This window comes from Streptomyces sp. NPDC050264, assembly GCF_040655895.1.
Taxonomy (GTDB): Bacteria; Actinomycetota; Actinomycetes; order Streptomycetales; family Streptomycetaceae; genus Streptomyces.
This window is the reverse complement of sequence record NZ_JBFAKV010000020.1, coordinates 38,904-62,990: the sequence shown is the minus strand read 5'-3', so window position 1 is coordinate 62,990 and position 24,087 is coordinate 38,904. Positions and strand designations below refer to the sequence as shown.

22 protein-coding genes are annotated in these 24,087 nt (G+C 71.6%); 12 read left to right on the top strand and 10 right to left on the bottom strand.

The window, feature by feature from the left end:
* Window positions 1-99 precede the first annotated feature (99 nt).
* Window positions 100-741, bottom strand: a complete 642-nt coding sequence (locus AB0J02_RS30230; protein ID WP_363196982.1) for a hypothetical protein — start codon at window positions 739-741, stop codon at window positions 100-102.
* Between the two features lie 211 nt (window positions 742-952).
* Here AB0J02_RS30230 and AB0J02_RS30225 point away from each other — a divergent pair, with 211 nt between their 5' ends.
* Window positions 953-2,338, top strand: a complete 1,386-nt coding sequence (locus AB0J02_RS30225; protein WP_363196981.1) for a peptidase C39 family protein — start codon at window positions 953-955, stop codon at window positions 2,336-2,338.
* A 61-nt stretch (window positions 2,339-2,399) separates the two neighbouring features.
* On the opposite strand, the gene AB0J02_RS30220 is transcribed toward AB0J02_RS30225, so the two are convergent.
* Entirely contained in the window at window positions 2,400-3,881 is a 1,482-nt protein-coding gene (locus AB0J02_RS30220; protein ID WP_363196980.1) for a M1 family metallopeptidase, read from the bottom strand.
* A gap of 183 nt (window positions 3,882-4,064) precedes the next feature.
* Between AB0J02_RS30220 and AB0J02_RS30215 the strand changes: the two genes are divergently transcribed.
* On the top strand, window positions 4,065-4,217 hold the full coding sequence (locus AB0J02_RS30215) for an SCO1431 family membrane protein (protein WP_363196979.1): 153 nt from the start codon (window positions 4,065-4,067) through the stop codon (window positions 4,215-4,217).
* A gap of 81 nt (window positions 4,218-4,298) precedes the next feature.
* Here AB0J02_RS30215 and AB0J02_RS30210 read toward each other — a convergent pair whose 3' ends face one another.
* Window positions 4,299-5,540, bottom strand: coding sequence for a glycoside hydrolase family 18 protein (locus AB0J02_RS30210; RefSeq protein WP_363196978.1), 1,242 nt, complete (start codon window positions 5,538-5,540; stop codon window positions 4,299-4,301).
* 373 nt (window positions 5,541-5,913) lie between these two features.
* Between AB0J02_RS30210 and AB0J02_RS30205 the strand changes: the two genes are divergently transcribed.
* From AB0J02_RS30205 to AB0J02_RS30195, 3 genes are all read left to right on the top strand, one after another.
* Complete coding sequence (locus tag AB0J02_RS30205; RefSeq protein ID WP_363196977.1) at window positions 5,914-7,077, top strand: acyl-CoA dehydrogenase family protein; 1,164 nt, start codon at window positions 5,914-5,916, stop codon at window positions 7,075-7,077.
* Window positions 7,078-7,550: 473 nt separating this feature from the next.
* Complete coding sequence (locus AB0J02_RS30200) at window positions 7,551-8,687, top strand: hypothetical protein (protein WP_363196976.1); 1,137 nt, start codon at window positions 7,551-7,553, stop codon at window positions 8,685-8,687.
* A gap of 29 nt (window positions 8,688-8,716) precedes the next feature.
* The gene (locus AB0J02_RS30195; RefSeq protein WP_363196975.1) at window positions 8,717-9,829 is read left to right on the top strand and encodes a phosphotransferase family protein; all 1,113 of its coding nucleotides are present in this window, start codon (window positions 8,717-8,719) and stop codon (window positions 9,827-9,829) included.
* Window position 9,830: 1 nt separating this feature from the next.
* On the opposite strand, the gene AB0J02_RS30190 is transcribed toward AB0J02_RS30195, so the two are convergent.
* Window positions 9,831-10,283 (bottom strand): hypothetical protein, encoded by a 453-nt coding sequence (locus AB0J02_RS30190; protein WP_363196974.1) that lies wholly within the window; start codon window positions 10,281-10,283, stop codon window positions 9,831-9,833.
* Between the two features lie 234 nt (window positions 10,284-10,517).
* Between AB0J02_RS30190 and AB0J02_RS30185 the strand changes: the two genes are divergently transcribed.
* The 4 genes from AB0J02_RS30185 to fxsA all read left to right on the top strand — a co-directional run bounded on the left by AB0J02_RS30185 (window position 10,518) and on the right by fxsA (window position 14,533).
* Complete coding sequence (locus AB0J02_RS30185) at window positions 10,518-10,958, top strand: Lrp/AsnC family transcriptional regulator (RefSeq protein WP_363196973.1); 441 nt, start codon at window positions 10,518-10,520, stop codon at window positions 10,956-10,958.
* Window positions 10,959-11,022: 64 nt separating this feature from the next.
* Window positions 11,023-12,636, top strand: a complete 1,614-nt coding sequence (locus AB0J02_RS30180; protein WP_363196972.1) for an amidohydrolase — start codon at window positions 11,023-11,025, stop codon at window positions 12,634-12,636.
* A gap of 418 nt (window positions 12,637-13,054) precedes the next feature.
* A complete protein-coding gene (locus AB0J02_RS30175; protein ID WP_363196971.1) occupies window positions 13,055-13,828 on the top strand; it encodes a polyprenol monophosphomannose synthase in 774 nt (257 codons plus the stop codon).
* 114 nt (window positions 13,829-13,942) lie between these two features.
* Window positions 13,943-14,533, top strand: a complete 591-nt coding sequence (gene fxsA / locus AB0J02_RS30170; protein WP_363196970.1) for an FxsA family membrane protein — start codon at window positions 13,943-13,945, stop codon at window positions 14,531-14,533.
* Window positions 14,534-14,624: 91 nt separating this feature from the next.
* On the opposite strand, the gene AB0J02_RS30165 is transcribed toward fxsA, so the two are convergent.
* The 4 genes from AB0J02_RS30165 to AB0J02_RS30150 form a co-directional block, all read right to left on the bottom strand.
* Window positions 14,625-14,999: an RNA polymerase-binding protein RbpA gene (locus AB0J02_RS30165; RefSeq protein ID WP_003977404.1), complete on the bottom strand. Its 375-nt coding sequence runs from the start codon at window positions 14,997-14,999 to the stop codon at window positions 14,625-14,627.
* Between the two features lie 255 nt (window positions 15,000-15,254).
* Window positions 15,255-16,610 (bottom strand): MFS transporter, encoded by a 1,356-nt coding sequence (locus tag AB0J02_RS30160; protein WP_363196969.1) that lies wholly within the window; start codon window positions 16,608-16,610, stop codon window positions 15,255-15,257.
* Window positions 16,611-16,656: 46 nt separating this feature from the next.
* The gene (locus AB0J02_RS30155; protein WP_363196968.1) at window positions 16,657-17,424 is read right to left on the bottom strand and encodes a glycerophosphodiester phosphodiesterase; all 768 of its coding nucleotides are present in this window, start codon (window positions 17,422-17,424) and stop codon (window positions 16,657-16,659) included.
* Window positions 17,421-18,092: a hypothetical protein gene (locus AB0J02_RS30150; protein ID WP_363196967.1), complete on the bottom strand. Its 672-nt coding sequence runs from the start codon at window positions 18,090-18,092 to the stop codon at window positions 17,421-17,423. Before AB0J02_RS30150 ends, AB0J02_RS30155 begins: the two co-directional genes overlap by 4 nt.
* Window positions 18,093-18,211: 119 nt before the next feature.
* Here AB0J02_RS30150 and AB0J02_RS30145 point away from each other — a divergent pair, with 119 nt between their 5' ends.
* On the top strand, window positions 18,212-19,711 hold the full coding sequence (locus tag AB0J02_RS30145) for a PLP-dependent aminotransferase family protein (RefSeq protein WP_363196966.1): 1,500 nt from the start codon (window positions 18,212-18,214) through the stop codon (window positions 19,709-19,711).
* A gap of 31 nt (window positions 19,712-19,742) precedes the next feature.
* Here AB0J02_RS30145 and AB0J02_RS30140 read toward each other — a convergent pair whose 3' ends face one another.
* Entirely contained in the window at window positions 19,743-21,389 is a 1,647-nt protein-coding gene (locus AB0J02_RS30140; protein ID WP_363196965.1) for a hypothetical protein, read from the bottom strand.
* Between the two features lie 37 nt (window positions 21,390-21,426).
* The gene (locus AB0J02_RS30135; RefSeq protein ID WP_018534760.1) at window positions 21,427-21,621 is read right to left on the bottom strand and encodes a hypothetical protein; all 195 of its coding nucleotides are present in this window, start codon (window positions 21,619-21,621) and stop codon (window positions 21,427-21,429) included.
* Window positions 21,622-21,899: 278 nt separating this feature from the next.
* Here AB0J02_RS30135 and AB0J02_RS30130 point away from each other — a divergent pair, with 278 nt between their 5' ends.
* The gene (locus AB0J02_RS30130; protein ID WP_363196964.1) at window positions 21,900-22,292 is read left to right on the top strand and encodes an ankyrin repeat domain-containing protein; all 393 of its coding nucleotides are present in this window, start codon (window positions 21,900-21,902) and stop codon (window positions 22,290-22,292) included.
* Between the two features lie 279 nt (window positions 22,293-22,571).
* Window positions 22,572-23,984 carry a HEAT repeat domain-containing protein gene (locus tag AB0J02_RS30125; RefSeq protein WP_363196963.1) on the top strand — a complete coding sequence of 471 codons (1,413 nt, stop codon included), beginning with the start codon at window positions 22,572-22,574 and terminating at the stop codon, window positions 23,982-23,984.
* Window positions 23,985-24,087 lie beyond the last annotated feature (103 nt).

Genomic DNA, 24,087 nt, shown 5'->3' with positions numbered 1-24,087 from the left:
CCGAAAGGCCGCACATTGAGAACGTAAGTCCTGTACGGCCCCTGGGTCAAGCAGAGTTGAGGCACTCGGAGAAACTGGCGGAAGGCCGTTTCGAGGGGTTCAGCGCACCGCTGGCGGTCCCTCACCGTGAGTGACGGAGCGGCGGGCCTGTGCGGTCACACCGGGCCCCTCGCGCATCTCGTATCCCTGCGGGCACTCTCTTACCAATTCCTCAGCGAAGGGCCGGGACGGGTCCCTAGCGAAATGTTTGCGCTCCGCTGGAATCCAGCCGTCCCAGAATTCCTCCTGCGCCGCGCCGTCCCGGGCGCGCCCCCGTGCCCAGGACGTCCCGGGCGGCACGTCCATCCACAACAGCCTCGCCAGGTACGGCCGCAGCGCACGCCGTCCCGCCCCGACACCCTCGACCAGGACCACGTCCGCGGGCGGGAGCGGGCGCGCGGCGCCGAAGCGGCGGGCGTGCCAGTCGTACGTCTCGTAGTGCGCCGCGTCGCCGCGGGACAGGGGGGTGAGCACCTGCTCGCGCAGCCGGTCCGTCCAGGCGAAGAGCGCGTCGTGGCTCGCGATGTCGTCGAGGCGCAGCACGGGAGCCCCGCCGAGCGCCGCGGCGAGCCGCGCCGCGAAGGTCGACTTCCCGGAGCCCGCGTGCCCGTCGATGCCGACGAGGCGGACGGGGCCGCAGGAGGCCGGCAGCCGGCGGACACGGCCGGCGTACTGGTCGAGGGGGACGCGCAGATAACTCACGGCGGCAAGGGTACGGCTTGCCGTGCCGGGGTTTCATGTACGCCGCCGCAGGTCATGCCAGTGGTGGAGACCAATATTGGTGGCCCGGACAGCACGCGAAACGCTGGTGGAAATCCTGCTCCAGCGGCCATAGTTGGCGCACTGTTCCACCAGGCCCGCACCCGGCCCGCCCATCCCGTCCGCCCGACCCGTCGACTGGGGGAACCACCCGATGACCCGACCCGTTCCGGACTCCCGTCCGTCCCGCAGAACCGCGCTCGCCGCGGCCGTGGGCGCCGCCCTCGCCGTCACGACGGCCGCGGCGGGAACCGCGCACGCCGCGGGAGTCGCCGGACCACCCCGCAAGAAGGCCCCCGCCCGCTCCGTGGACAACCACACCTGGACGACCGCCGCCGACTGGCGCGCGGGCACCGGCCGGGGGACCCGCGCCGTCCCCGGCGCCAGACCGGGCGTGAGCATCGGCAAGGCCGTCGGCACGACGACGTACACCGACCCGCACCTGAACAGGACGGCCGAGTGGGAGTACGCGCAGTGGATCTCGCCGGTCCACCGCCTGAGCGTCCCCGCCACCGAGGTCATCGCCTCGTGGAACGCGCACACCCCGACCGGCACCTGGATCCAGGTGGAACTGCAGGGCACGTACACCGACGGGACCCGGACACCCTGGTACGTGATGGGCCGCTGGACGGCCGGCGACGACCGGGACGCCGACATCCGCCGGACGTCCGTGGACGACCAGAGCGACGGCAGGTCGAGCATCTGGACGGACACCTTCGCCATCGACGACGCGGCCACGGGCCTGCGGCTCGTCTCGTACAGCCTGCGCCTGACCCTGCTGCGCACCCCCGGCTCCAAGGCCGCGCCGACGGTCTGGCGGCTGGGCGCGATGGGCTCGGACGTCCCGGACCGCTTCACCGTCCCGGCATCCGCCCCCGGCCTCGCGAAGGAGCTGGCCGTCCCGCGCTACTCGCAGAACATCCACTCCGGCCAGTACCCGGAGTACGACAACGGCGGCGAGGCCTGGTGCAGCCCCACCTCCTCGCAGATGATCATCGAGTACTGGGGCCGCGGGCCCACCGCCGCCCAGCTGGCCTGGGTCGACCCGTCCTATGCCGACCCGCAGGTCTGCCACGCCGCCCGTTTCGCCTACGACTACCAGTACGAGGGCTGCGGGAACTGGCCCTTCAACGCGGCGTACGCGGCGACGTACAAGGATCTGCAGGGCGTGGTCACCCGCCTCTCCTCGCTGGCCGACCTGGAGACGCTGATCGCGGCCGGCATCCCGGCCATAACGTCCCAGTCGTTCCTCAAGGAGGAGCTGACCGGAGCGGGCTACGGGACCTCGGGACACCTCATGACGGTCATCGGGTTCACCGCCGACGGCGATGTGATCGCCAATGACCCGGCCTCGCCGAGCGACCAGGCGGTGCGCCGCGTCTACAAGAGGGCGGAGTGGGAGACGATCTGGCTCCGCACGAAGCGCCACAACGCCTCGGGCGCCGTCGTCTCCGGCACCGGCGGCGTCTGCTACCTGTACTTCCCGGCCCACCCGACCCCGAAGCAGTCCAAGGCGCTGGCGGCGGTGGGCGTGCGCTGACGGATGCCTGGTGTCCCCCGCGCGCGGGCCGCGCGGGGGCGTACGCAGGTGTTTGCGCGGATCAGCCGGTGACGACCGGGGTCACGACCCAGTCCGGGTGGCCGGGCATCGGCGGGGTCTTCGCCCCGTACAGCCACGGGCGCAGGAAGCCCGACAGGTCATGGCCCGCGACCTTCGAGGCCAGTGCGATGTAGTCCTCCGTCGAGGCCGGCCTGCCGCGGTACTTCGTGACCCAGGCGCGCTCGATCCGCCGGAAGGTGTCCGCGCCGACCTGCTCGCGCAGCGCAAGGAGGACCAGCGCCGAGCCGTCGTAGCGCATCCGCTTGAAGAGGTTCGGCTCGGTGGGTTCGGCCGGGGCTCCGTAGTCGTGCCGCCACTGGTCGTGGCTCTCGTACGCCGTCTTCATGGCGGCCTCGAAGCTGTCCCCGCCGTGCTCCTGCGAGTACAGACGCTCGTAGAAGCGGGCATGGCCCTCGCTGAGCCACAGGTCGGACCAGGTGGCGATGGCGACGCTGTCACCGATCCACTGGTGGGTCAGCTCATGGAGCATGTTGCGCTCGGCGTCGACCTTCGTGCCGAGCAGATCCGCCTTCGGGATGAGCGCGAGCGTCTGCGTCTCCAGGGCCACGGCCAGGTCCGTGTCGCCGACCAGGACGCCGTACCGGTTGAAGGGGTAGGGGCCCAACTGGTCCCGCAGCCAGGCCAGATGGCCGGGCGTCAGGTCCCGGTACTTCTTGGTCGGTGCGACCAGCGCGTCCGGCACGACATCGCGCAGCGGCAGCCCGCCGGGGCCCTTGCTGTCGATCAACTGGAACGTGCCGATGGCCAGTTGGACCAGTTGGGCCGCCACCGGCTGTTCGGAGTCGTATGTCCAGCGGACGCGGCCGTCAGGACGTGCCGTCCGGTCGACGAGGCGGCCGTTGGCGACGGCCGTCAGACCGGCCGGCGTGGTGACATGGAAAGTGATGGGGGCCCGCCGGCTGGGGTGGTCGTCGGCCGGGAAGATCATCTTGGCGCCGTTGGGCTGTGGATACAGGACCGTCCCGTCGGGTGTGGGGATCCAGCCGTAGTCCTCGATCGCGTCGTCGCGGTGGCGTATCTGCGCCGGGTCGGCGGTGTAGCCGACCTTCACCGTGAACGAACTGCCCTTGTGTATCGCTGACTTGGGAGTGATGACGAGTTCGTCGCCGTCCCGCCGGGTCTGCGCCGGCCGGCCGTTCACCGTGACCGAGTGCAGCTCGTTGCCCGCGAAGTCCAGGTCGAAGCGGGACAGCGCCTGCGTAGCCGTTGCCTTGATCGTCGTCGACGCGGCGAACGGGGTCGGCGGCGCCTGCCAGTCGAAGTCGAGCGTGTAGTGGCGGACCGAGTAGCCGCCGTTCCCGTCGAGCGGGAACATCGGGTCGCCGAGCCCCGCGGCGCCCGGCGTGGGCGTGTCGGAGGCGGCCTGCGAGACGGCCGCCGGGCAGGCCAGCGCGGCGCTGACGGTGATCGCTGCGGCGACGGTGACACGGGATCTGCGGCGGGGCGTCCGGTACGTGTGCATCGGTGACCTTCCGGTGGGACGAACGCGTCGCAATGTGGGACACGCGACATCCGCACCCGGTTGTGCGTGACCAAGGTCTCGGCCGCAAAAAGACATTCCGGTGGCAAGGTGGAAAGGGCGCCGGAGGGGACCCGGGCGCCCGGGGGGAGTCACGACCCATCCCACGAACCGAGCGAGATGCCCATGACCTCAAGCACCGCCGCCAGCACAGCCCCCGCCGCCGCGCGCACCCGTACCGGCGGCCCGGACGACGGTCCCAGGATCGTCGAGCACATCGTGGGCTGGGCCTTCGTGATCGTGCTCGCGATGCTCGTCACACAGACCGGCCTGATGTGACCTGAGCCACCCCGACGCCATCGAACAGCGAGGGGCGGAGCCCGGAAGACCGGACCCCGCCCAAGTGACCCGCACGTACGGCTAGTTGACCGACTTGATCAGTTCACCGTTCGTCGTGTCGCCGGACAGCTCCCAGAGGAAGGTGCCGCCCAGGCCCTGCTGGTTCTTGTAGTCCATCTTCCCGGCGATGGTCGCCGGGGTGTCGTAGCTCCACCAGTCGCTGCCGCAGTGCGCGTACGCGGTGCCGCCGACCGTGCCCGTGGCGGGGCACTTGGTCTTGAGCTCCTTGTAGTCGTCGATGCCCTGCTCGTACTTGCCGGCGGCGGGGCCGGTCGCCGTGCCGCCGGGCGCCGCCTGCGTGACGCCGGTCCAGCCGCGCCCGTAGAAGCCGATGCCGAGCAGCAGCTTCGAGGCGGGCACGCCCGCGCCCTTGAGCTTGGCGATGGTGGCGTCGGTGTTGTACCCGTCCTTCGGGATCCCGTCGTACGCCGTCAGCGGAGAGTGCGGGGCGGTCGGCCCCTTGGCGTCCCACGCACCGAAGTAGTCGTACGTCATCGGGTTGTACCAGTCGACGTACTGGGCGGCGCCCGCGTAGTCGGTGGCGTCCAGCTTGCCGCCGGCCGAGGCGTCGGCCGGGATGGCGGAGGTGATGAGGTAGCTGCTGCCGAACTTCGAACGCAGCGCGCCCATCAGGTTCTTGTACGCGTCGGGCCCACTGGTGTCGCAGGTCAGACCGCAGTCGTTCGGGTACTCCCAGTCGATGTCGATGCCGTCGAAGACATCGGCCCACTTGGAGTTCTCGACCAGGTCGTAGCAGGACTGGGCGAACGCGGCCGGGTCCTTCGCCGCCTCCGTGAACCCGCCGGACCAGGTCCAGCCGCCGAAGGACCACAGGATCTTGAGGTTCGGATGCAGCTTCTTCAGCTTCAGCAGCTGGTTGAAGTTGCCGCGCAACGGCTGGTCCCAGGTGTCGGCGACGCCGTCCACGGCCTGGTCGGCGGTGTACGCCTTGTCGGTCGCCGCGTACGAGTCGCCCATCGTGCACTTGCCGCCCTGGACGTTGCCGAAGGCGTAGTTGATGTGCGTGAGCTTGTCGGCGGAGCCGGATGTCTCGACGTTCTTGACGTGGTAGTTCCGGTCGTAGACACCCCACTCGGTGAAGTATCCGACGACCTTCGAACCGGCCGCGGTCTCCTGGGAGTTGACGTCCGTCTGTGCGGCGGCGCTGCCTGCCGAGGCCAGCAGTCCCGCGCCGAGTACGGCGCAACACGCGGCGGCGGCGAGCGCCTTGAAGCGCGCGCGGGGGAGGTGCGGTCTGAGCATCGTGTCTCCTCGTGGGGGAGGGGGACAAGGGGGGGAAGTGGTGCTGAGAGCCTGCGTGAGCACGACGTGACGCGCCCGTTCGGTGTGACATGAACGCGGTAAGTCGTTGAACGGAACAGTAGGAGGACTAGACCAGTGAGGTCAATGGTCCGAACCAATTTCGCGCGGGTTCACCGCCCCGGAGAAAAAAATGGGGTAAGCGATCGTTAACCAGTGACGCGGGGCCCGGGATCGGTCATACTCGACACGCCGCAGCCGCTGGTCAGACCCGTCCGAGACCCGGAAGGGCAGCATCGGCTCGGTAGTGACCACCCGGCGGCGCCGCCCACCCCGCGCGCCGCCGCAACCCCCGCCCAGGGAGGAGAGCGTCGCCATGCCGGAGTCAGGAGTCGAGCGTCAGCTGCCGACGGACGAAGCTCAGGATCTGCTGCGGCTGGTCCGCGACCTCGCGCGGCGGGAGATCGCCCCGACCGCGTCCGAGGACGAGGAGGCGGGCCGCTTCCCGCGGGAGGCCTTCACGCTGCTCTCCTCGGCCGGCCTGCTGGGTCTGCCGTACGACTCAGGGTTCGGCGGCGGCGATCAGCCCTACGAGGTGTACCTCCAGGTCCTCGAGGAGCTCGCGGCCGCGCGCCTGACCGTCGGTCTCGGTGTCAGCGTGCACTCGCTGGCCTGTCACGCGCTGGCCAACTTCGGTACGAAGGAGCAGCGTTCGCAGCATCTGCCCGACATGCTCGGCGACGGACTGCTCGGCGCGTACTGCCTCTCCGAGCCGTCCTCGGGTTCGGACGCGGCGTCCCTGCGCACGAAGGCGGTGCGCGACGGGGACACGTGGGTGCTCACCGGGACCAAGGCCTGGATCACCCACGGCGGCATCGCCGACTTCTACACGGTGCTGGCCCGCAGCGGCGGCGAGGGCTCCCACGGGATCACGGCGTTCCTGGTCCCCGGCGACGCCGAGGGGCTGAGCGCCGCGGCGCCGGAGAAGAAGATGGGCATGAAGGGCTCGCCCACCGCCCAGGTGCACTTCGACGGGGTGCGGGTGAGCGACGCGCGCCGCCTCGGGGACGAGGGGCAGGGCTTCCAGATCGCCCTGTCGGCACTGGACTCGGGCCGGCTCGGCATCGCGGCCTGCGCGATCGGCGTGGCACAGGCCGCGCTCGACGAGGCGGTGGCGTACGCGAAGGGGCGCTCACAGTTCGGGCGGCCCGTCGCCGACTTCCAGGGCCTCAGGTTCATGCTCGCGGACATGGCGACGCAGATAGAGGCGGGCCGTTCCCTGTATCTGCTCGCGGCCCGGCTGCGGGACGCGGGCAGGCCGTTCTCCAAGCAGGCGGCCATGGCGAAGCTGTTCTGCACGGACGCGGCGATGAAGGTGACCACGGACGCGGTGCAGGTCCTCGGCGGCTACGGCTACACCGCCGACTTCCCGGTCGAGCGCTTCATGCGGGAGGCCAAGGTGCTGCAGATCGTCGAGGGCACGAATCAGATCCAGCGCATGGTCATCGCCCGTCACCTCGCGGGTCCTGAGAGCCGCTGAACTGCCCCGCGCGCACGATGGGCGCCACGAGCCGCGCCCACTCGGGGTCGTGCTGCCCCGGCAGGGTCTTGCCGCGGTCGGCCCACGCGGTGATCAGGGCCCGGTAGATGGGCGGGTCCTGTGGGGGGACGTACACCTGCTGTGGCTGCTGCGTCTGCTGTGGCTGTCGTGCGTGAAGTGCCTGATGCGGCTGGTGAACCGATTCTGCGGGGACAGGAACGAGGACGCGCCTGCGACGGCCGGTGGGCGCGGGGGCCGGTGTCTGCGTCGGGGTCATGCCAGATCAACGTACGGCGGCGGAGCAGGTCACCCAGGGGCGTAATCGGGCGTCAGTTCGCGGCATAACCGTGCGCCCGGGTCCGACGGGTCGAACATCTGGTCTCCACCGATGAGCTGACGTACCGTCAAATTCGGCGTCGGCAGGTCGTATCCCTCCGGGCGACGTCAACTGCCGTGCCTCCAGGAGGACTGCCGTGGCCGAGGACGACCGCCCCGTCGCGTTCGACGAGTATCCGATCCACCAGGTGCCGCTGTCGATGAAGCACGTCGCCACCGGCGACCGGAACGCCTATGACCGGTGCATCTTCCATCTCCTCGACTCCGAGGGCCGGTTCCTGCTCATCCTCGGCCTCGGCGTCTACCCCAACCTCGGCGTGATCGACGCCTACGCCACCCTGCGCGTCGGCGACACCCTGCACGCCGTCCGCGCCTCGGACGCGCTGAGCGACGAGAGCCGGACGCGGATGGAGGTCGGACCGCTGCGGATTCTGGTCGAGCGCCCGCTGAAGGACTTCGTCCTGACCGGTGCCGCCGACCCGGACGACCCCGGCGGACTCTCGTACGAGATCGCCTGGCACGCCGATTTCCCGGCGCTGTGGGAGCCGCACCACACCCAGCGCCGCGGCGCCCGGCTCACGCTGGAGGGCAAGCGCTTCGTGCAGGCCGGGCGGTGCGACGGATGGCTGCGGATCGGCGGCCGCGAGGTCGAGATCCGCGGCTGGACCGGGACCCGCGACCGCAGCTGGGGCGTGCGGCCCGTGCCGGGGGAGGAGGGCGGCCGGCTCGCCGAGGAACACCCCACCGAGGGCTTCCACTGGATCTGGGCACCGGTCCGCTTCGACGACCGCTTCCTGATGGTCGTCACACAGGAGGACGCCGACGGCCACCGCACCCTGAACGACGCGACCCTCGTCCGTGCGGGCCACCGTGACCGCCAACTCGGCTGGCCCCGCACCGACATCACCTACCGCCCCGGCACCCGCCACCCGCAGAGCGCCGTCGTCCGGCTCACCGACCCGACGGACGGCAAGCCCCTCGAACTGGGCGTGGAGATCCTCGCCTCCTCGCCCCTCGCCGTCGGCGCCGGCTATCCACCGGCCGACGACTGGCAGCACGGCACCTGGCGCGGACGCGACTGGACCGATCGTCGCGCCTACGACCTCGCCGACCCCGCGGCCCACCCCCTGGCCGCCTACGGCGTCCTCGACCACGCCGCCCGCTTCACCCTCGACGGGCAGGTCGGCCACGGCATCTTCGAGCACGGCAGCTTCGGCCGCCACGACCCGAGCGGCTTCACCGGCTTCGACTCCGTGGCACCCGCGCGCCCCTGATCACCCCGGTACGGAAAGGGAGTCCGGCCATGGCGACAGCACCGCGCCCCCGCACGTCCACGCGCGAACCCGAGGAGATCACCCGGCGGCTCACGGTCTGGCTGGACCGCCGGCTGCCCGGCGCGAAGGCGGTGAACGTCACCGTCCCCGCGTCCAACGGCATGTCCAGCGAGACCCTCCTCTTCGACATCGCACACCCCGAACCACCCATGCGCGCCTGTGCGTTGAGGCTGGCCGCGGATCCGTCGGCGTACACGATCTTCCCGGTGTACGACATGCCGCGCCAGTACCGCACGATGCGGCTCGCCGCCGAACGCACCGGTCTGCCGGTGCCGCGCGTGCTGTGGCTGGAGGAGGACTCGGGGCCGCTCGGCGCGCCCTTCTTCGTGATGGAACGCGTCGCCGGCCGGGTGCCGCCCGACGTCATGCCCTACACGTACGAGGGGAACTGGCTGCACGCTGCCACGGACGAGGAGCGCGCGCGACTGGAGGACGCGACCCTACGACTGCTGGCCCGGCTGCACGACGAAGTGCCCCCGGCCGAGGCGGACTTCCTCGCGCTGCCGGGAGAGGGCAGCCCGCTGCGCCGGCACGTCCGGTCCCAACGCGCCTACTACGCCTGGGTGGTGGACGGCCTCCCGCGCTCGCCCCTCATCGAGAGCGCCTTCGACCGCCTGGAGTCGCTGTGGCCGGGTGACGAGGGCGACGCCGTCCTGAACTGGGGCGACGCCCGTATCGGCAACATCGTCTACGACGGTTTCGCACCTGCGGCGGTGCTCGACTGGGAGATGGCGGCGCTCGCCCCGCGCGAGGTGGACCTCGGCTGGACGGTCTATCTGCACCGCTTCTTCCAGGACCTCACCGAAAGCTTCGGCCAGCGCGGCCTGCCGGACTTCCTGCGCCGCGACCGGATCGAGGCGCGCTACGCCCAACTCACCGGCCGCACACCGCGCGACATGGACTTCTACACGCTGTACGCGGCGCTGCGGCACGCCGTCGTGATGCTCCGCGTCGCCTACCGCCAGGTCCACTTCGGCGAGGTCACCGTGCCCGCCGATCCGGACATGCTGATCCTGCACCACGGCAGCCTGCGGGCCATGGTGCAGGGCAGTTACTGGAATCGCCCGGGGTGTCCGGGGTAGGTCAGGCGGCCCTGCGGTCCGTCTGGAGGGGGACCCGCAGGGGGCGCGACGCGGGGCCGCCCACGTGCGAGAACGGCTGGGTGCGCCAGTCGAGGCCCTGCGGCAGCGTCAACAGCAGGGCGGTGTCCTGCTCCTGAGTGCCCGTCACCTCGTCGGCGGGCTTCGCCTCGGCGGCCGCGCGCCCGGTCCCCGCGCAGACGGTGAGTCCGAACGGATTCCACGGCGACGCGCACAGCGCGTGCTCGGGCAGGACGTCCTCGTCCGCCAGCAGCGCGATGGGCTGCGCACAGTCCGGGCAGAGCACCCGGTACATCTCGAACGTGTCGTACGCGTCGTATCCGTCGGTGCTGTCCCCGTCGAAGGCGTCGGGTTCGACGCCCTCCGGCTGGGGCTCGACGACCGTCTGCTTGCGGGTGCGCGTGGCAGGGCGTCCGGAACGCTTCACACTCTGCATGGGAATCTCCCCCTCGGGTGGGCCGACCAGGAGCCGCGGCCCGACCACAGCAAGCACTTCCCGTCCCGCGCGCGAGGTAACCGCGTCATGCGTCTGGACACGGCCCGAGGGGTGTGGCGTTCGTCACATGCCGATTGCGGGTGCCGGTGGAGAGGTAGGCGAAACAGCCGTCCCGGGCCGCTCTCGCGTCGCTCAGGTATCCGGGGCGATCACGGGCCCTGTAGGTTCAGCCGCATGGAGGAGCTCGACCGACAGATCGTGCAGCTGCTCGTCAAGGACGGGCGGATGAGCTACACCGACCTGGGCAAGGCCACGGGTCTGTCCACGTCGGCCGTGCACCAGCGGGTGCGCCGCCTCGAACAGCGCGGTGTGATCCGCGGGTACGCCGCGGTCGTCGACTCCGAGGCGGTGGGACTGCCGCTCACCGCGTTCATCTCGGTGAAGCCGTTCGACCCGAGCGCCCCCGACGACATCGCGGAACGCCTCGCGGGAGTCCCCGAGATCGAGGCGTGCCACAGCGTGGCCGGCGAGGAGAACTACATCCTCAAGGTGCGCGTGGAGACCCCCCACGAACTGGAGAACCTGCTGGCGCGGGTGCGGTCCCTGGCCGGCGTCTCGACCCGCACGACGGTGGTCCTCTCGACGCCCTACGAGGCACGGCCCCCGCGCATCTGAGGGAGTCCCGACAAAAGGGACCCCGGCGGCCGTGCGGAGCACCCGGCGCGGGAGACTGTCCCCCATGAGCACGCCCCCCAGCACCCGCACCGTCCTCCTGCGACGCGGCGAGGTCCACAGCCCCGCCGACCCCTTCGCCACCGCCATGGTCGTGGAGGCCGGACACGTCGCGTGGGTCGGTTCGGAAGGTGCGGCGGACGCGTTCGCCGACGGCGTGGACGAGGTCGTCGACCTCGACGGCGCCCTGGTCACCCCGGCGTTCACCGACGCCCACGTGCACACCACCTCGACCGGCCTCGCGCTCACCGGACTCGACCTCACGGCCGCCCGCTCCCGCGCCGAAGCCCTCACCCTCGTACGGGAACACGCCGCGGCCCGCCCCGCCGACCGGGTCCTGCTCGGCCACGGCTGGGACGCGGCCCGCTGGCCCGACGACCGGCCGCCCTCTCGCGCCGAACTCGACGAGGCGACCGGCGGCCGACCCCTCTACCTCTCCCGGATCGACGTGCACTCCGCCGTCGTCAGCACCGCCCTGCTCGACCTGGTCCCCGGCGTCACCGGCCGGACCGGATACGCGCCGGACGAGCCCCTGACGCGCGACGCCCACCACGCGGTACGCGCCGCAGCCCTCGGCGCGGTGGGGCCGCAACAGCGCACCGAGGCCCAGCGCGCGGCCCTGCGGCACGCGGCCTCCCTCGGCATCGGCTCGGTCCACGAGTGCGGCGGCCCGGACATCTCCTCCGAGGACGACTTCACCGGGCTGCTCGACCTCGCCCGCTCCGAGCCGGGCCCGCGCGTCGCCGGTTACTGGGCCGACCGCGACATCGAGCGGGTCCGCGCACTCGGCGCACTCGGCGCCGCGGGCGACCTCTTCGTGGACGGCGCCCTCGGCTCGCACACCGCCTGCCTGCACGCGCCCTACACGGACGCGGCCCACACCGGGACCGCCTACCTGACCGCCCAGGACGTCGCCGCGCACGTCGTCGCCTGCACCGAGGCCGGCCTCCAGGCCGGTTTCCACGCGATCGGCGACGCCGCCGTCACCGCGGTCGCCGACGGGCTGCGCGCCGCCGCGGAGAAGGTCGGCCTCGCGCGCGTGCGCGGCGCCCGGCACCGCGTCGAACACGCCGAGATGCTGAGCCCCCAAACGATCGCCGCCTTCGCCGAGTTCGGGCTCACCGCTTCCGTACAACCCGCCTTCGACGCACTGTGGGGCGGCGAGGACGGCATGTACGCCGACCGCCTCGGCGCCGAACGGGCGCGCACCCTCAACCCGTTCGCGGCCCTGCTGCGGGCCGGTGTCCCGCTCGCCTTCGGCTCCGACAGTCCGGTCACCCCGCTCGACCCGTGGGGCACCATCCGCGCGGCCGCCCACCACCGCACGCCCGAACACCGGGTCTCCGTACGCGCCGCCTTCACCGCCCACACGCGCGGGGGCTGGCGCGCCGTCGGCCGTGACGACGCGGGGATCCTGGTGCCCGGTGCCCCCGCGGACTACGCCGTATGGCGCACCGACGAGCTTCTCGTGCAGGCCCCGGACGACCGGGTGGCCCGCTGGTCCACGGACCCGCGCTCCGGCACGCCGGGCCTGCCGGACCTCTCGCCGGGCGCCCAACTCCCCGTCTGCCTGCGGACGGTGGTCTTCGGACAGACGGTCTTCGTAGGGCCGGACGAGTGAGATACCGGGGCGGCGCGCACCGGATCCCGGCTCCGCGCGGTCCCGTACGACCTGCGTATCCTCCGCCCTGACCAGGGGACTTCGTGAAGAGGCCCAGGTCAAACGGCTGTTGACAGACCGCGGCGGTCGGCGGGTAGGTTCGGCCGGGTCCACCACCTTTCGTACGACCGGGCAGATCCAGGCAGTCGTAGAACGCAGCCCGGCGCCCGCGCCACGGGGCGCCGGAACGTTCCGGCCGGTCGGCGAGGTGCGACCCGGGTGGGGCCCGGGCGTTCAGTAGACAACGGCTTTCGGTCGACCCGCAGCCAGCGGGCCCCAGGTCGGCCCGAAGGACGTCCGGCCCCGATCCGCAGTGTCGGCCTGATCATCGCCGCTCGATATGGTGGTCCCCTGTGCACGGAAGTTCTAAGGGGAAGCTGTGAGCGACGGCGGCGGGCGCAAGTTCGGCCCTCTGGGTACGACCTTGGTGATCATCCCGACCTATGACGAGGCGGAGAACATCACGGCCATCGTCGGGCGCGTGCGCGCGGCGGTGCCCGCGGCGCACGTCCTGGTCGCCGACGACAACAGCCCCGACGGCACGGGCAAGCTCGCCGACGAGCTGGCCGCGGCCGACGAGCAGGTCCACGTCCTGCACCGCACCGGCAAGGAAGGCCTGGGCGCCGCGTACCTCGCGGGCTTCGCCTGGGGCATGGAGCACGGCTACGGCGTCCTGATCGAGATGGACGCCGACGGATCCCACCAGCCGGAGGAGCTGCCGCGGCTGCTCACCGCGCTGAAGGGCGCCGACCTCGTGCTCGGTTCGCGCTGGGTGCCCGGTGGCCGCGTCGTGAACTGGCCCAAGTCCCGCGAGTTCCTCTCCCGCGGCGGCTCCACGTACTCACGCTTCCTGCTGGACGTCCCCATCCGCGACGTGACCGGCGGCTTCCGCGCCTTCCGCCGCGAGACCCTCGAAGGCCTCGGCCTGGCCGAGGTCGCCTCGCAGGGGTACTGCTTCCAGGTCGATCTCGCGCGCCGTGCGGTGAAGGCCGGCTACCACGTGGTCGAGGTCCCCATCACCTTCGTCGAGCGCGAGCTGGGCGACTCCAAGATGAGCAAGGACATCGTCGTGGAGGCCCTCTGGAGGGTCACCACGTGGGGCGTGGGGGAGCGGGTGGGCAAGATCCTCGGCCGCACCCCCGAGAGCCCCTGAGACAGACCCTGAGAGCGCGTCACGGCGGCTCCCGGGCGCGCCCCCGGATCCGCCCCTGACGACCGTGATCCCTCGCTTACGCCACTCGGACGTGTCCCCAGGCACACTGGGGGCATGACCACTGGCACTCCGCCCCGTAACCAGCCCGCGGGAGCCCGGCGCTCCCGGCTCCGCACGTTCCTGCCGCTCGGCGTCGCCGCCTGGGTGGTCCTGGAGATCTGGCTGCTCACGGTGGTGGCGGGAGCGGTCGGCGGCTTCACGCTGTTCCTGCTCCTGGCGGCCGCCTTCGTCCTCGGTGCCGTCGTGATCAAGGCGGCCGGGCGCCGCGCCTTCCAGAACCTCAGCGAGACGATCCAGCGGCAGCAGCAGCCGGGCGCCGTCGAAGCGGGTGAACAGCGCTCGCAGGGCAACGGGCTGCTGATGCTCGCAGGCCTGCTTCTGATGATCCCGGGCCTCGTCTCGGACGCCTTCGGCCTGCTGCTGCTCGTCCCGCCGCTCCGGGCGGCCCTGAGCCGGTACACGGAGCGCGCCATCGAGCGGAAGATGAGCGTGGCCACGCAGGGCGCCTTCGGCGGCGCGTTCCAGCAGGCCCGTATGAAGCAGTCCGGCAGCACCGTGATCCAGGGCGAGGTCGTCAGGGAGGACGAGGGCCCGCGCGGTCACCGGGACGACTCGGACCCGCGCCCGCCGATCATGCCTTCCTGAGCGTGAGCGCGTAGGAGAAAACGGCTGTGGGCCGGACGCACCAGGTGCGTCCGGCCCACAGCCGTTTCACGTATCGCCGAGCTCCGTCGGGTCAGGCCGACTTGCGGCTGTCCCTCGGGTGGACCGCGATGTTCATCGCGCCCGAACGCAGGACGGCCAGACGCTCCTCGAGGACCTCTTCGAGCTCCTCGCGGGTGCGCCGCTCCATCAGCATGTCCCAGTGCGTACGGGCCGGCTTCGCCTTCTTCTCCTCAGGGCCGTCACCGTCCACGAGGAGTGCCTGGGCCCCGCAGACCTTGCACTCCCACTCCGGCGGAATTTCGGCCTCCACCGAGAAGGGCATCTCAAAGCGATGTCCCTTCTCGCATGCGTACTCCACGGCCTGGCGCGGAGCCAGGTCGATACCGCGGTCCGTCTCATAGCTCGTCACTACGAGGCGTGTACCGCGAAGAGCTCGCTCACTCATGAATCGTGCCTCCCGGGCTTGTCGCCCACAGGACAGGTGTCGCTGTCGTCGTCATCCGGTCAACGTCCGGTCGGCGGTAAAGATTCCCGTTCCGGGCCATGCGTCGCCGTCGTAGCCGCCCCTTGTTGTACCCACCGACGCCCGGTTTGTCACATCTGACGCCAGTTGTCACCTAGCGTTTTGCAGTCTTGACGTGCAGTAACGGTACGCCTGAGCAGGCCAACCGCGTACACTACCGGCCTTTGCCTTCAGGTGCTAAATCCGGGTCGGTACGGGGTTCCCCGCGTCGCGCACCGCCTGCCCCACGGGAACCCGTGCGAGCAGGACAAAACCGATCAGGAAGAACACCACCAGGGACACGATCGCGTCCCGATAGCTCCCGGTCAGCTGGTACGCGAGCCCGAACACCAGGGGCCCCAACCAGCTCATGCCCCGGTCGCTCATCTCGTACGCGGAGAAATACTCCGCCTCCTTCCCGGCCGGCACGAGATGCGAGAACAGTGACCGTGACAGTGCCTGGGTACCCCCGAGGACGAGGCCGATGCCGACCGCGAGCGCGAAGAACCATTTGGGGGAACCCGCGGGCAGGAAGAAGCCCGCCGCGATCGTCACCGTCCAGGCCACGAGGGAACCCAGGATCGTGCGCTTGGCGCCGTACGCGCGGGCCAGCCGGCCCATCGCGAGGGCCCCGGCCACCGCCAGGATCTGCACGAGCAGGACCGCCACGATGAGCGCCGACTGCTCCAATCCCAGTTCCTCGGAGCCATAGACGGACGCCTGTGAGATCACCGTCTGCACGCCGTCGTTGTAGACGAGGTAGGCCAGCAGGAAGGAGAGTGTCAGCGGATAGCGGCGCATGTCCTTCACGGTGGCCACGAAGTGGCGCAGGCCCGGCGCCGTGGCGGACGCCGTCCGCGTCGAGCGCCGGTCACGCAGACGACGTAGGGGCACCATGGTGAACGCGCCCCACCACACGCCCGCCGAGGCCAGACAGATCCGCACCGCTGTCGACTCCGAGACACCGAAGGTGTCGTGGGACGTGTACAGCCACAGGTTGGCCAGGAGTACGAGAGCGCCCGACGCGTACCCGAAGGCCCAGCCGCGCGAGGAGACCGCGTCGCGCTCCTCCACAGGTGCGATCTGCGGCAAGTAGGAGTTGTAGAGCACCATCGAGACGGCCAGCGAGGAATTCGCGACTACCAGAAGCGCGCCGCCGAGCAAATAGCGCTCGCCTTCCAGGAAGAACATGCCTGCCGTCGCCGCCGCGCCCACATAAGCGGCGATCGCGAGAAGCGGCTTCTTGCGGCCCGTACGGTCGGCGGCCGCTCCCGCCAGCGGCATCACGAAGAGCGACAGGATCACCGACAGCGAGACCGTGTACGCGAAGAAGGAACCCGCGCGGACCGGTATGCCGAGCGGATGCACGAAGCCGTCCGCGTCGGCCGCCGCCTTCGCGACCGAGGTCAGGTAGGGGCCGAGGAAGACGGTCAGGACGCTCGTCGAATAGACCGAACAGGCCCAGTCGTAGAAGTACCAGCCGCGCTGCTCGCGCTTGCGGTCGGCGAGGGCGCTCGCCCCGGTCGCCGTCTCCGGCGCGGTCTCGGTGCCCACCCGTGTCCCCTTGTGTTCCCCGTGGTCCGGCGCCGCGGACCGGCCCTCAGGCCCAGGTTCCCCTGTCCTTGAGGACGTCTCGCAGCGTCTCGATGTGATCGGAAACTATGCCATCGACCCCGAGATCGAGAAGCCGTCGCATCTCGTCCTCGTCGTTGACGGTCCAGACGTGGACCTGCACCCCGCGCGCGTGGGCGGCCCGGACGAAGCGGCGGTCGACGACGCGGATCCCGGACCGCGCCACGGGCACCTGGGCGCACACGGCCGAGCGGCGCAGCGCGGCCGGCACCCCGTAGGACCTCAGGCGGAGTCCGAGCACGCCCTTGGTTCCGTACGACGTGGCGAGGTGCGGGCCCGCGAGTGCCTGGGCCCGGGCAACGCGCGCCTCCGAGAACGAGCCGACGCAGACGCGGTCCCACGCGCGCGTGCGGCGCATCAGATCGAGGAGGGGGCGCAGCGCGGGCTCCGCCTTGACGTCCACGTTCCAGCGCACGTCGGGGAAGGTCTCCAGCATCTCCTCGAAGAGCGGTACCGGTTCGCTGCCCGCGACGCGCGCGTGGCGTACGTCCTCCCAGGGGAGGTCGGCGATCCGGCCGCTGCCGTCCGTGATCCGGTCGAGCGTCGCGTCGTGGAACGCGACGAGCTTCCCGTCGGCCGTCGCGTGCACGTCGGTCTCGATGTACCGGTAGCCGAGGTCGACGGCGCGGCGGAACGCGGCGACGGTGTTCTCCAGGCCGTCCGCCGCCCCGCCGCGATGGGCGAGGGCGAGCGGCCCGGGATGGTCGAGGTAGGGGTGGCGTACGGGCTCGGTCACCGACGCAGTATCGCCCGCCGCGGTGACGCGCCGGCGACCGCGGTCGAGCCCGCGGGCGACGCGGGGACGGCGAAGACCCGCAGGAAGAACTGGGCCAGCGGCCCGATGGCGAGGGCGTACAGGACCGTGCCCGCGCCGATCGTGCCGCCCAGCAGGAATCCGGTGGCCACGACCGCGACCTCGACGGCCGTGCGCATCAGGCGCAGCGAGCGGCCGGTGCGCCGGTGCAGGCCGGTCATGAGGCCGTCGCGCGGGCCGGGACCGAACCTCGCCGCTATGTAGAGGCCGGTCGCGATCCCGTTGAGCACGATCGCGGCGGCCATCAGCGGAACGCGCACCCCGTAGGCGTGCACGTCCGGCACGACGGCGAGGGTGCCGTCCATGGCGAGCCCGACGACGAAGACGTTCGAGACCGTGCCGAGGCCGGGACGCTGGCGCAGCGGGATCCACAGGAGCAGCACGATCGCGCCCACGATGATCGACACGACGCCGATGGAGATGTCCGTCCGCTCGGCGAGCCCCTGGTGCAGCACGCCCCACGGTTCCAGGCCGAGCCCGGCCTCCACGAGCAGCGCCGAGCTGGCGCCGTACAGGGCCAGGCCCACGTAGAGCTGGACGAGCCGGCGGACGGCGGAGCCGCCGGACGGTGTGGACGTCGACGCGGACAACAGGTCCCCCCAGAGGTGGAGTGGTGGGTGAAGTGGTGATGGTGGACTGGCACGTGACACTCTGTGGCTCGGAAACAAGCGCCAGCCATGGCCAATTCCGGAAAGGTGGACTGGTCTGCATGGCCCAGTGGACTTCGGCGATCGGCTCCGCCCAGCTCGCCCGGCTGCTCACCTCGCAGCAGTCGCGCCCCGCGGCGTCCGGCGCCCGCCGCCCGCCCGCCTACCGCGCCCTCGCCGACGGCGTCCGGCTGCTCGTCCTGGAAGGCCGCGTTCCGGTGGCCACCCGGCTTCCCGCCGAGCGCGAACTGGCGCAGGCGCTCTCGGTGAGCCGCACGACGGTCGCGGCGGCCTACGAGGCCCTGCGCGGCGAGGGGTTCCTGGAGTCCCGCCGGGGAGCGGGCAGCTGGACCGCAGTCCCCGCGGGCAATCCGCTTCCCGCGCGGGGCCTCGAACCCCTGCCGCCCGAAGCGCTCGGCTCGATGATCGACCTCGGCACGGCGGCCCTGCCCGCCCCCGAACCCTGGCTGACCCGCGCCGTCCAGGGCGCCCTCGAGGAGCTTCCGCCGTACGCCCACACGCACGGCGACTACCCGGCGGGCCTGCCCGCGCTGCGCACGATGATCGCCGAGCGCTACACCGCGCACGGCATCCCGACCATGCCCGAGCAGATCATGGTCACGACCGGCGCGATGGGCGCCATCGACGCGATCTGCCACCTCTTCGCGGGCCGCGGCGAACGCGTCGCCGTCGAGTCGCCCAGTTACGCCAACATCCTCCAGCTGATGCGCGAGGCGGGTCTGCGGCTCGTCCCCGTCGCCATGGCCGACGGCCTGACGGGCTGGGACCTCGACCGCTGGCGGCAGGTGCTGCGCGACGCCGCGCCCCGGCTCGCGTACGTCGTCGCCGACTTCCACAATCCGACCGGGGCCCTCGCCGACGAGGAGCAGCGCCGTTCGCTGGTCGACGCCGCGCGCTCGGCCGGCACGGTGCTCGTCGTCGACGAGACCATGACTGAGCTGCACTTCGACCCGGATCACGTGATGCCGCGCCGGGTCTGCGCGTTCGATCCCGGCGGCTCGACCGTCGTCACCGTCGGCTCGGCGAGCAAGGCGTTCTGGGCGGGGATGCGGATCGGCTGGGTACGGGCCGCTCCGGATGTGATCCGCAGCCTGGTCGCCGCGCGCGCCTACGCGGACCTGGGCACGCCGGTGCTGGAACAACTGGCCGTGAACTGGCTGCTGAGCACCGGGGGCTGGGAGGCGGCCGTGCAGGTGCGCCGGGAGCAGGCCTTGGAGAACCGGGACGCGCTGGTCGCGGCGGTCCGCCGCGAGCTGCCCGACTGGGAGTTCGCCGTGCCCGACGGCGGCCTGACCCTGTGGGTGAAGGCGGGCGGACTGTCGGGCTCACGGCTGGCCGAAGCCGGCGAGCGGGTGGGGGTGCGGGTGCCGTCGGGGCCGCGGTTCGGCGTCGACGGGGCCTTCGAGGGGTACGTGCGGCTGCCGTTCACCGTGGGCGGTGCCGTGGCCGACGAGGCGGCGGCGCGGCTCGCGGCGGCCGCCCGGCTCGTGGGCGCGCGGCAGGATGCGGGCGGGGACGTACCGCGCACCCTGATCGCCTGACAGCTGTAGCTGTAGTCATCGCCGCAGCCGGCTACCGCTCGGCGAGCGCCTCGGCCTCGTCGGGGATCGCCTCGACGGCCGGTGCATCAGAGACATCAGAGGACTCAGGGGCAGCAGCGGCGGCAGGGACTTCAGGGGCATCGGTGGTGTCAGCGGCGTCGGCGGGTGCGGCGCGGTCCGGCAGCAGCGCGACGACCGCCTGCCGGTGCGCCTCGCTCGTCGCCTCGTCGTGCGGGTCGGGAGTGGCCGGCACCTGGAGGCGGTGGACCCGCCCGGTGCCCAGCCGGGCATAGCCGCGGCCCGGCGGGACCTCGGTGGTGGGCGTCGTCGGGGGCAGGACGCCGAGGACGTACTGGAGCTCCGCGGGCGTGGCCGGACCGAGCACCACGCGCGCGCGGGTGTGCTGACGGACCGGCTCCATGAGGGCGTCGAGGCTGTCGAACTGTTCCGCCACCACGACCGTCACGCCCGCCGCGCGCCCGTGCCGCAGCGGGACCTGCAGCAGGGTCTGCGGATCGGTGCGGCCGTCCGCCGCCGCGAGGTGCCCGAACGCGGTGGGCCGGTCGAGCAGGACCCACAGCGGGCGTTTGATGTCGTCCGGCATCGGATGCCCGGCCTGCCGCGCCCGGTTCGCCGAGATCAGCCGCCGCTCGGTCTCGTGCGCGGCCCATTCGAGACTGGCCAGGGCGCCCGCGAGCCCGCACTCCACGGCGAGGACGCCGGTCCGCCCGACCAGACAGGCGTAGTCGCCGGTGCCGCTGCCCTCGACGATGAGGACGTCGCCGTGCTGCAGGGCCTGGAGCGCGATGGAGCGCATCAGTGAGGTCGTGCCGCTGCCGGGCTGGCCGGCGATCAGCAGATGCGGCTCGGTGGAGCGGATGCCGGTGCGCCACACCACGGGCGGTACGTCCCGCTGCTCCTCGCCGTCCACCACCGGGAGGGTGCGCTGTACGCCGGTCCCGTCGGTGAAGCCGAGCACCGTCTCGCCGGGGGACGTGACGAAACGCTGGGCGGCGATGTCGGTGGGCAGCGGTTCGAGGACCGTCACGGTCAGGTGGTTGTCCTCCTCGTCCCACCCGAAGTGGTACTCGCGGCCGCGGCCGAGCTTGGCGTTGAGCAGCTGCTCGATGCGGGCGCGGGACTCGGCCTCCCCGTCGGTGAAGTAGGCGGGGTAGCGGATCGAGAGCCGGTCGAAGCGGCCGTCGCCGTCGAAGTCGTAGGTGTCGAACGCCTTCTCCCACTCGCCGCCGTGGGCATACAGGGGACTGGGGTCCTCGGCGACGGAGAAGTACGGGACGAGTGCTTCGTAGAGCGCGGACAACCGCTGGACCTGTGACTCGTCGGGGCCTTCCGGCTCCGACGGCTGCTTGGGGTCGCGCCCCTTCCACGCGGCCGCCGCCATCAGGGAGATGAATGCCAGCAGTGGCCCGTACGGAAGGAAGACCACGACCAGGATCACGGCCGCCACCAGGAACAGCAGCGGTCCGCGCCGGTCCTTCGGGGTGTCCACGACCTTGCGCCGTCCGGCGGCTGCCAGCCGGCGCAGGCCACGGGTGATCGTGATGAGGGGATGGAGAACGTCGGTGGCGCCGTCGGCGGCCGTCCGTGCCATTTCCCGGCTCCGGGCGATCGAGGCGCTGCCGTTGCTCAGAATGCGGGGGAGAGGGCGCCTGGCCACGTCGGTCTCCTGAGGGTGGGTGCGGTTGGGTGAGCCGTCAGAACTTGATCCCGCCGAGCAGGCTGGCGAGGCTCGCGCCGCCTGCCTTGATGCTCGGGGCGATGGCCGTGCCCGCCAGGTAGAAACCGAAGAGGGCGCATACCAGTGCGTGCGAGGCCTTCAGGCCGTCCTTGCGGAAGAACAAGAAGACGATGATGCCGAGCAGCACGACGCCCGAGATGGACAGGATCATGAGGTTCTCCTGGGTGAGGGGACAGTCACCATGAGTTCTTCCAGGCTCACAGCATGTATCTATACGACAAAAGGTGCAAACGGGTGGAATGCTGCCTATTTCACCCGATCGGCAGACGGCTGACGGGTCACCGGGCGTGCCACCGGGTGATCGCCCGAGCTGTTGGTGATCTTTGCCTCGGCGGGGTCGGGTCATGTACTCCGGTGGGCAGTACTCTGTCGATTCACTCGTACGGCCGCACGGTCGTACCAGCACGTATGCGAAAGGCGGTCCGGCCGATGAGCGAAGCCCCCGACCCTGAGGTCGTGGAGCTGGCCACCAAGATCTTCGATCTCGCCCGCCGGGGCGAGACCGAGGCGCTCGTGGGGTATGTGGACGCGGGCGTTCCGGCCAATCTCACGAACGACCGTGGCGACACGCTTGTCATGCTGGCCGCCTACCACGGGCACGCGGACGCGGTACGCGCCCTGCTGGCGCGCGGGGCCGACGCCAACCGCGCCAACGACAAGGGGCAGACCCCGCTCGCGGGCGCCGTCTTCAAGGGCGAGGACGGCGTGATCCGGGCGCTGCTCGACGGGGGCGCCGATCCGGCCGCGGGGACGCCGTCGGCCGTCGACACGGCCCGGATGTTCGGCAAGGCGGAGCTCGTCGAGCTCTTCGGAGCTTCTTGACGCACGGGTTCTGACCAGGCAAAACGGGGGTGCAGGAAATGTGGTCGCGGCGGGCAGAACCGCTGGGTCATGATGACGGCGTGCTTTACGGACGCGACGGTGGGGCAGCTGGTGCCCACGTGCCGCGCGGGCCGTGAACGGCCCGAATCGGGCCTTGGACGAGAGGCAGAGAGATGGTCTACAGCAAGCAAGAGACGGCGGGCGCTCCGACGTGTTGTCGCGTGGCCAGGTAGTCACAGGTTCCCGGTTGCGTCGACGCTTGATGTGAGGCTGTTTCCCATGTTCGAACCGGTCATAGCGCCCAGCGGTACGCTGCTCGGCCTGCTGCAGCGAGGCCGCGGCGACGGCACGCTGCACGCGCTGACGGCTCCGCGGGACGAGGCGCTCGCGGCTCTCAATCACTGTGTGCTGAGCGACCCCCGCCACGACTGGCAGGTGGAGAACCGCTCGCTCTACTACGCCCGCCTCTACCTCGATCTCCACGGAGAGCTCGGGGAGATCGAGCGGCACCTCTTCGACCCCGACGATCTCGTCGACACCGAGGAGTCCCGTACCGGGCTCGCGCTCGCGGTCCTCGGCCACCTCGCCTCGTACGGCAGGCGGGACGCCCTCGAACTGCTGCGCAGGTACGCGGCCTTCGGCGGCAACTGGGCCTGGGCCCTGGACGAGCTGGCCCTGCGCGACGACGACGCGGGCCTGCGCGCCCTCGCCGAGCCGGTCCTCGCCAGGTTCCCCGCGCAGGACGAGGCCGACCTCGCCGCCGTCGTCCGTGACGCCTTCGAGCCGCGGCCCTGGCGCCTGTGGGCCGAGGATCCGCGTCCCCACGTGGGGGCACGCGTGCGTGCCGCCCAGGAAGCCGGGTCGTTCGACCGCTGGCAGCGGCAGCTGAACCCCTCGGGCCCCCGGCCCGAGTGGAGCGTGCAGGCCGTCTTCGACTGGGCGCAGGAGGGCTTCGAGCGAGGCGCCGTCCTGTACGTGCCCGCCGCCCGCTGCCTGACCGCCGTCGCCGGACCCGAGGACCGCGCGCAGATCGTGCGCGCCGCACAGGACGGCACCGACGGGGCACGCTGCACCGCACTGCGCTACCTCGCCGACACCCACGACCCCGACGTGCTCGACCTCATCGAGGCCGCCGTGGAGTCACCCTCACGCCTGGTGGTGGACGCCGCCCTCGACTCCTTCGAGCGCATGCGCAGCCTCGCCACCGTGGAGCGCGCCCGCCGCTGGGCCCACCGGCCCGACGCGCTCGGCGCCGCCGCCGGCCGCGTGCTCGCCTGCCGGGGCGGTGCCCCCGACAGCGAACTCGTCCTGTGGTCCCTACGCGAAGCGGTACGCGGTGACGGCCCCGACGCCCCCACTCTGTGGCCGCTCGTCGACGGGGCGGGACGGCTCGGCATCGACTGCGCCGCCCCCGTACTGCGCCACATCTACCGCGAGACCGCGTCGTCCCATCTGCGCGGGCGCGCCGCCCGCGCCCTCGCGGTCACCGACCCCTCCTTCGCCGCCGGATTCGCCGTCGAGTGCCTGTGGGACTGCGAGGAATCCACCCGCGAGGTCGCCGCACGGCACGCCGAGACCGGTGACGCCCGGGTCGTCGACCAGCTGCGCCGGCTCGCCGCCGACCCCGCGGAGGAGGCCGAGGTGCAGACCGCCGTCCGCGCCCGGATCGGGCCCGACGCGACGGCCCTGTGACCGGCTGATGTACGGGAGGCGGCCCGCCGGCCGCCGGTCGCCTCCCGTTGTTCGCCCCGGCCGCCCGCTGTTTGCCCGGGCGGTGCAACGCTCACGGGACGTT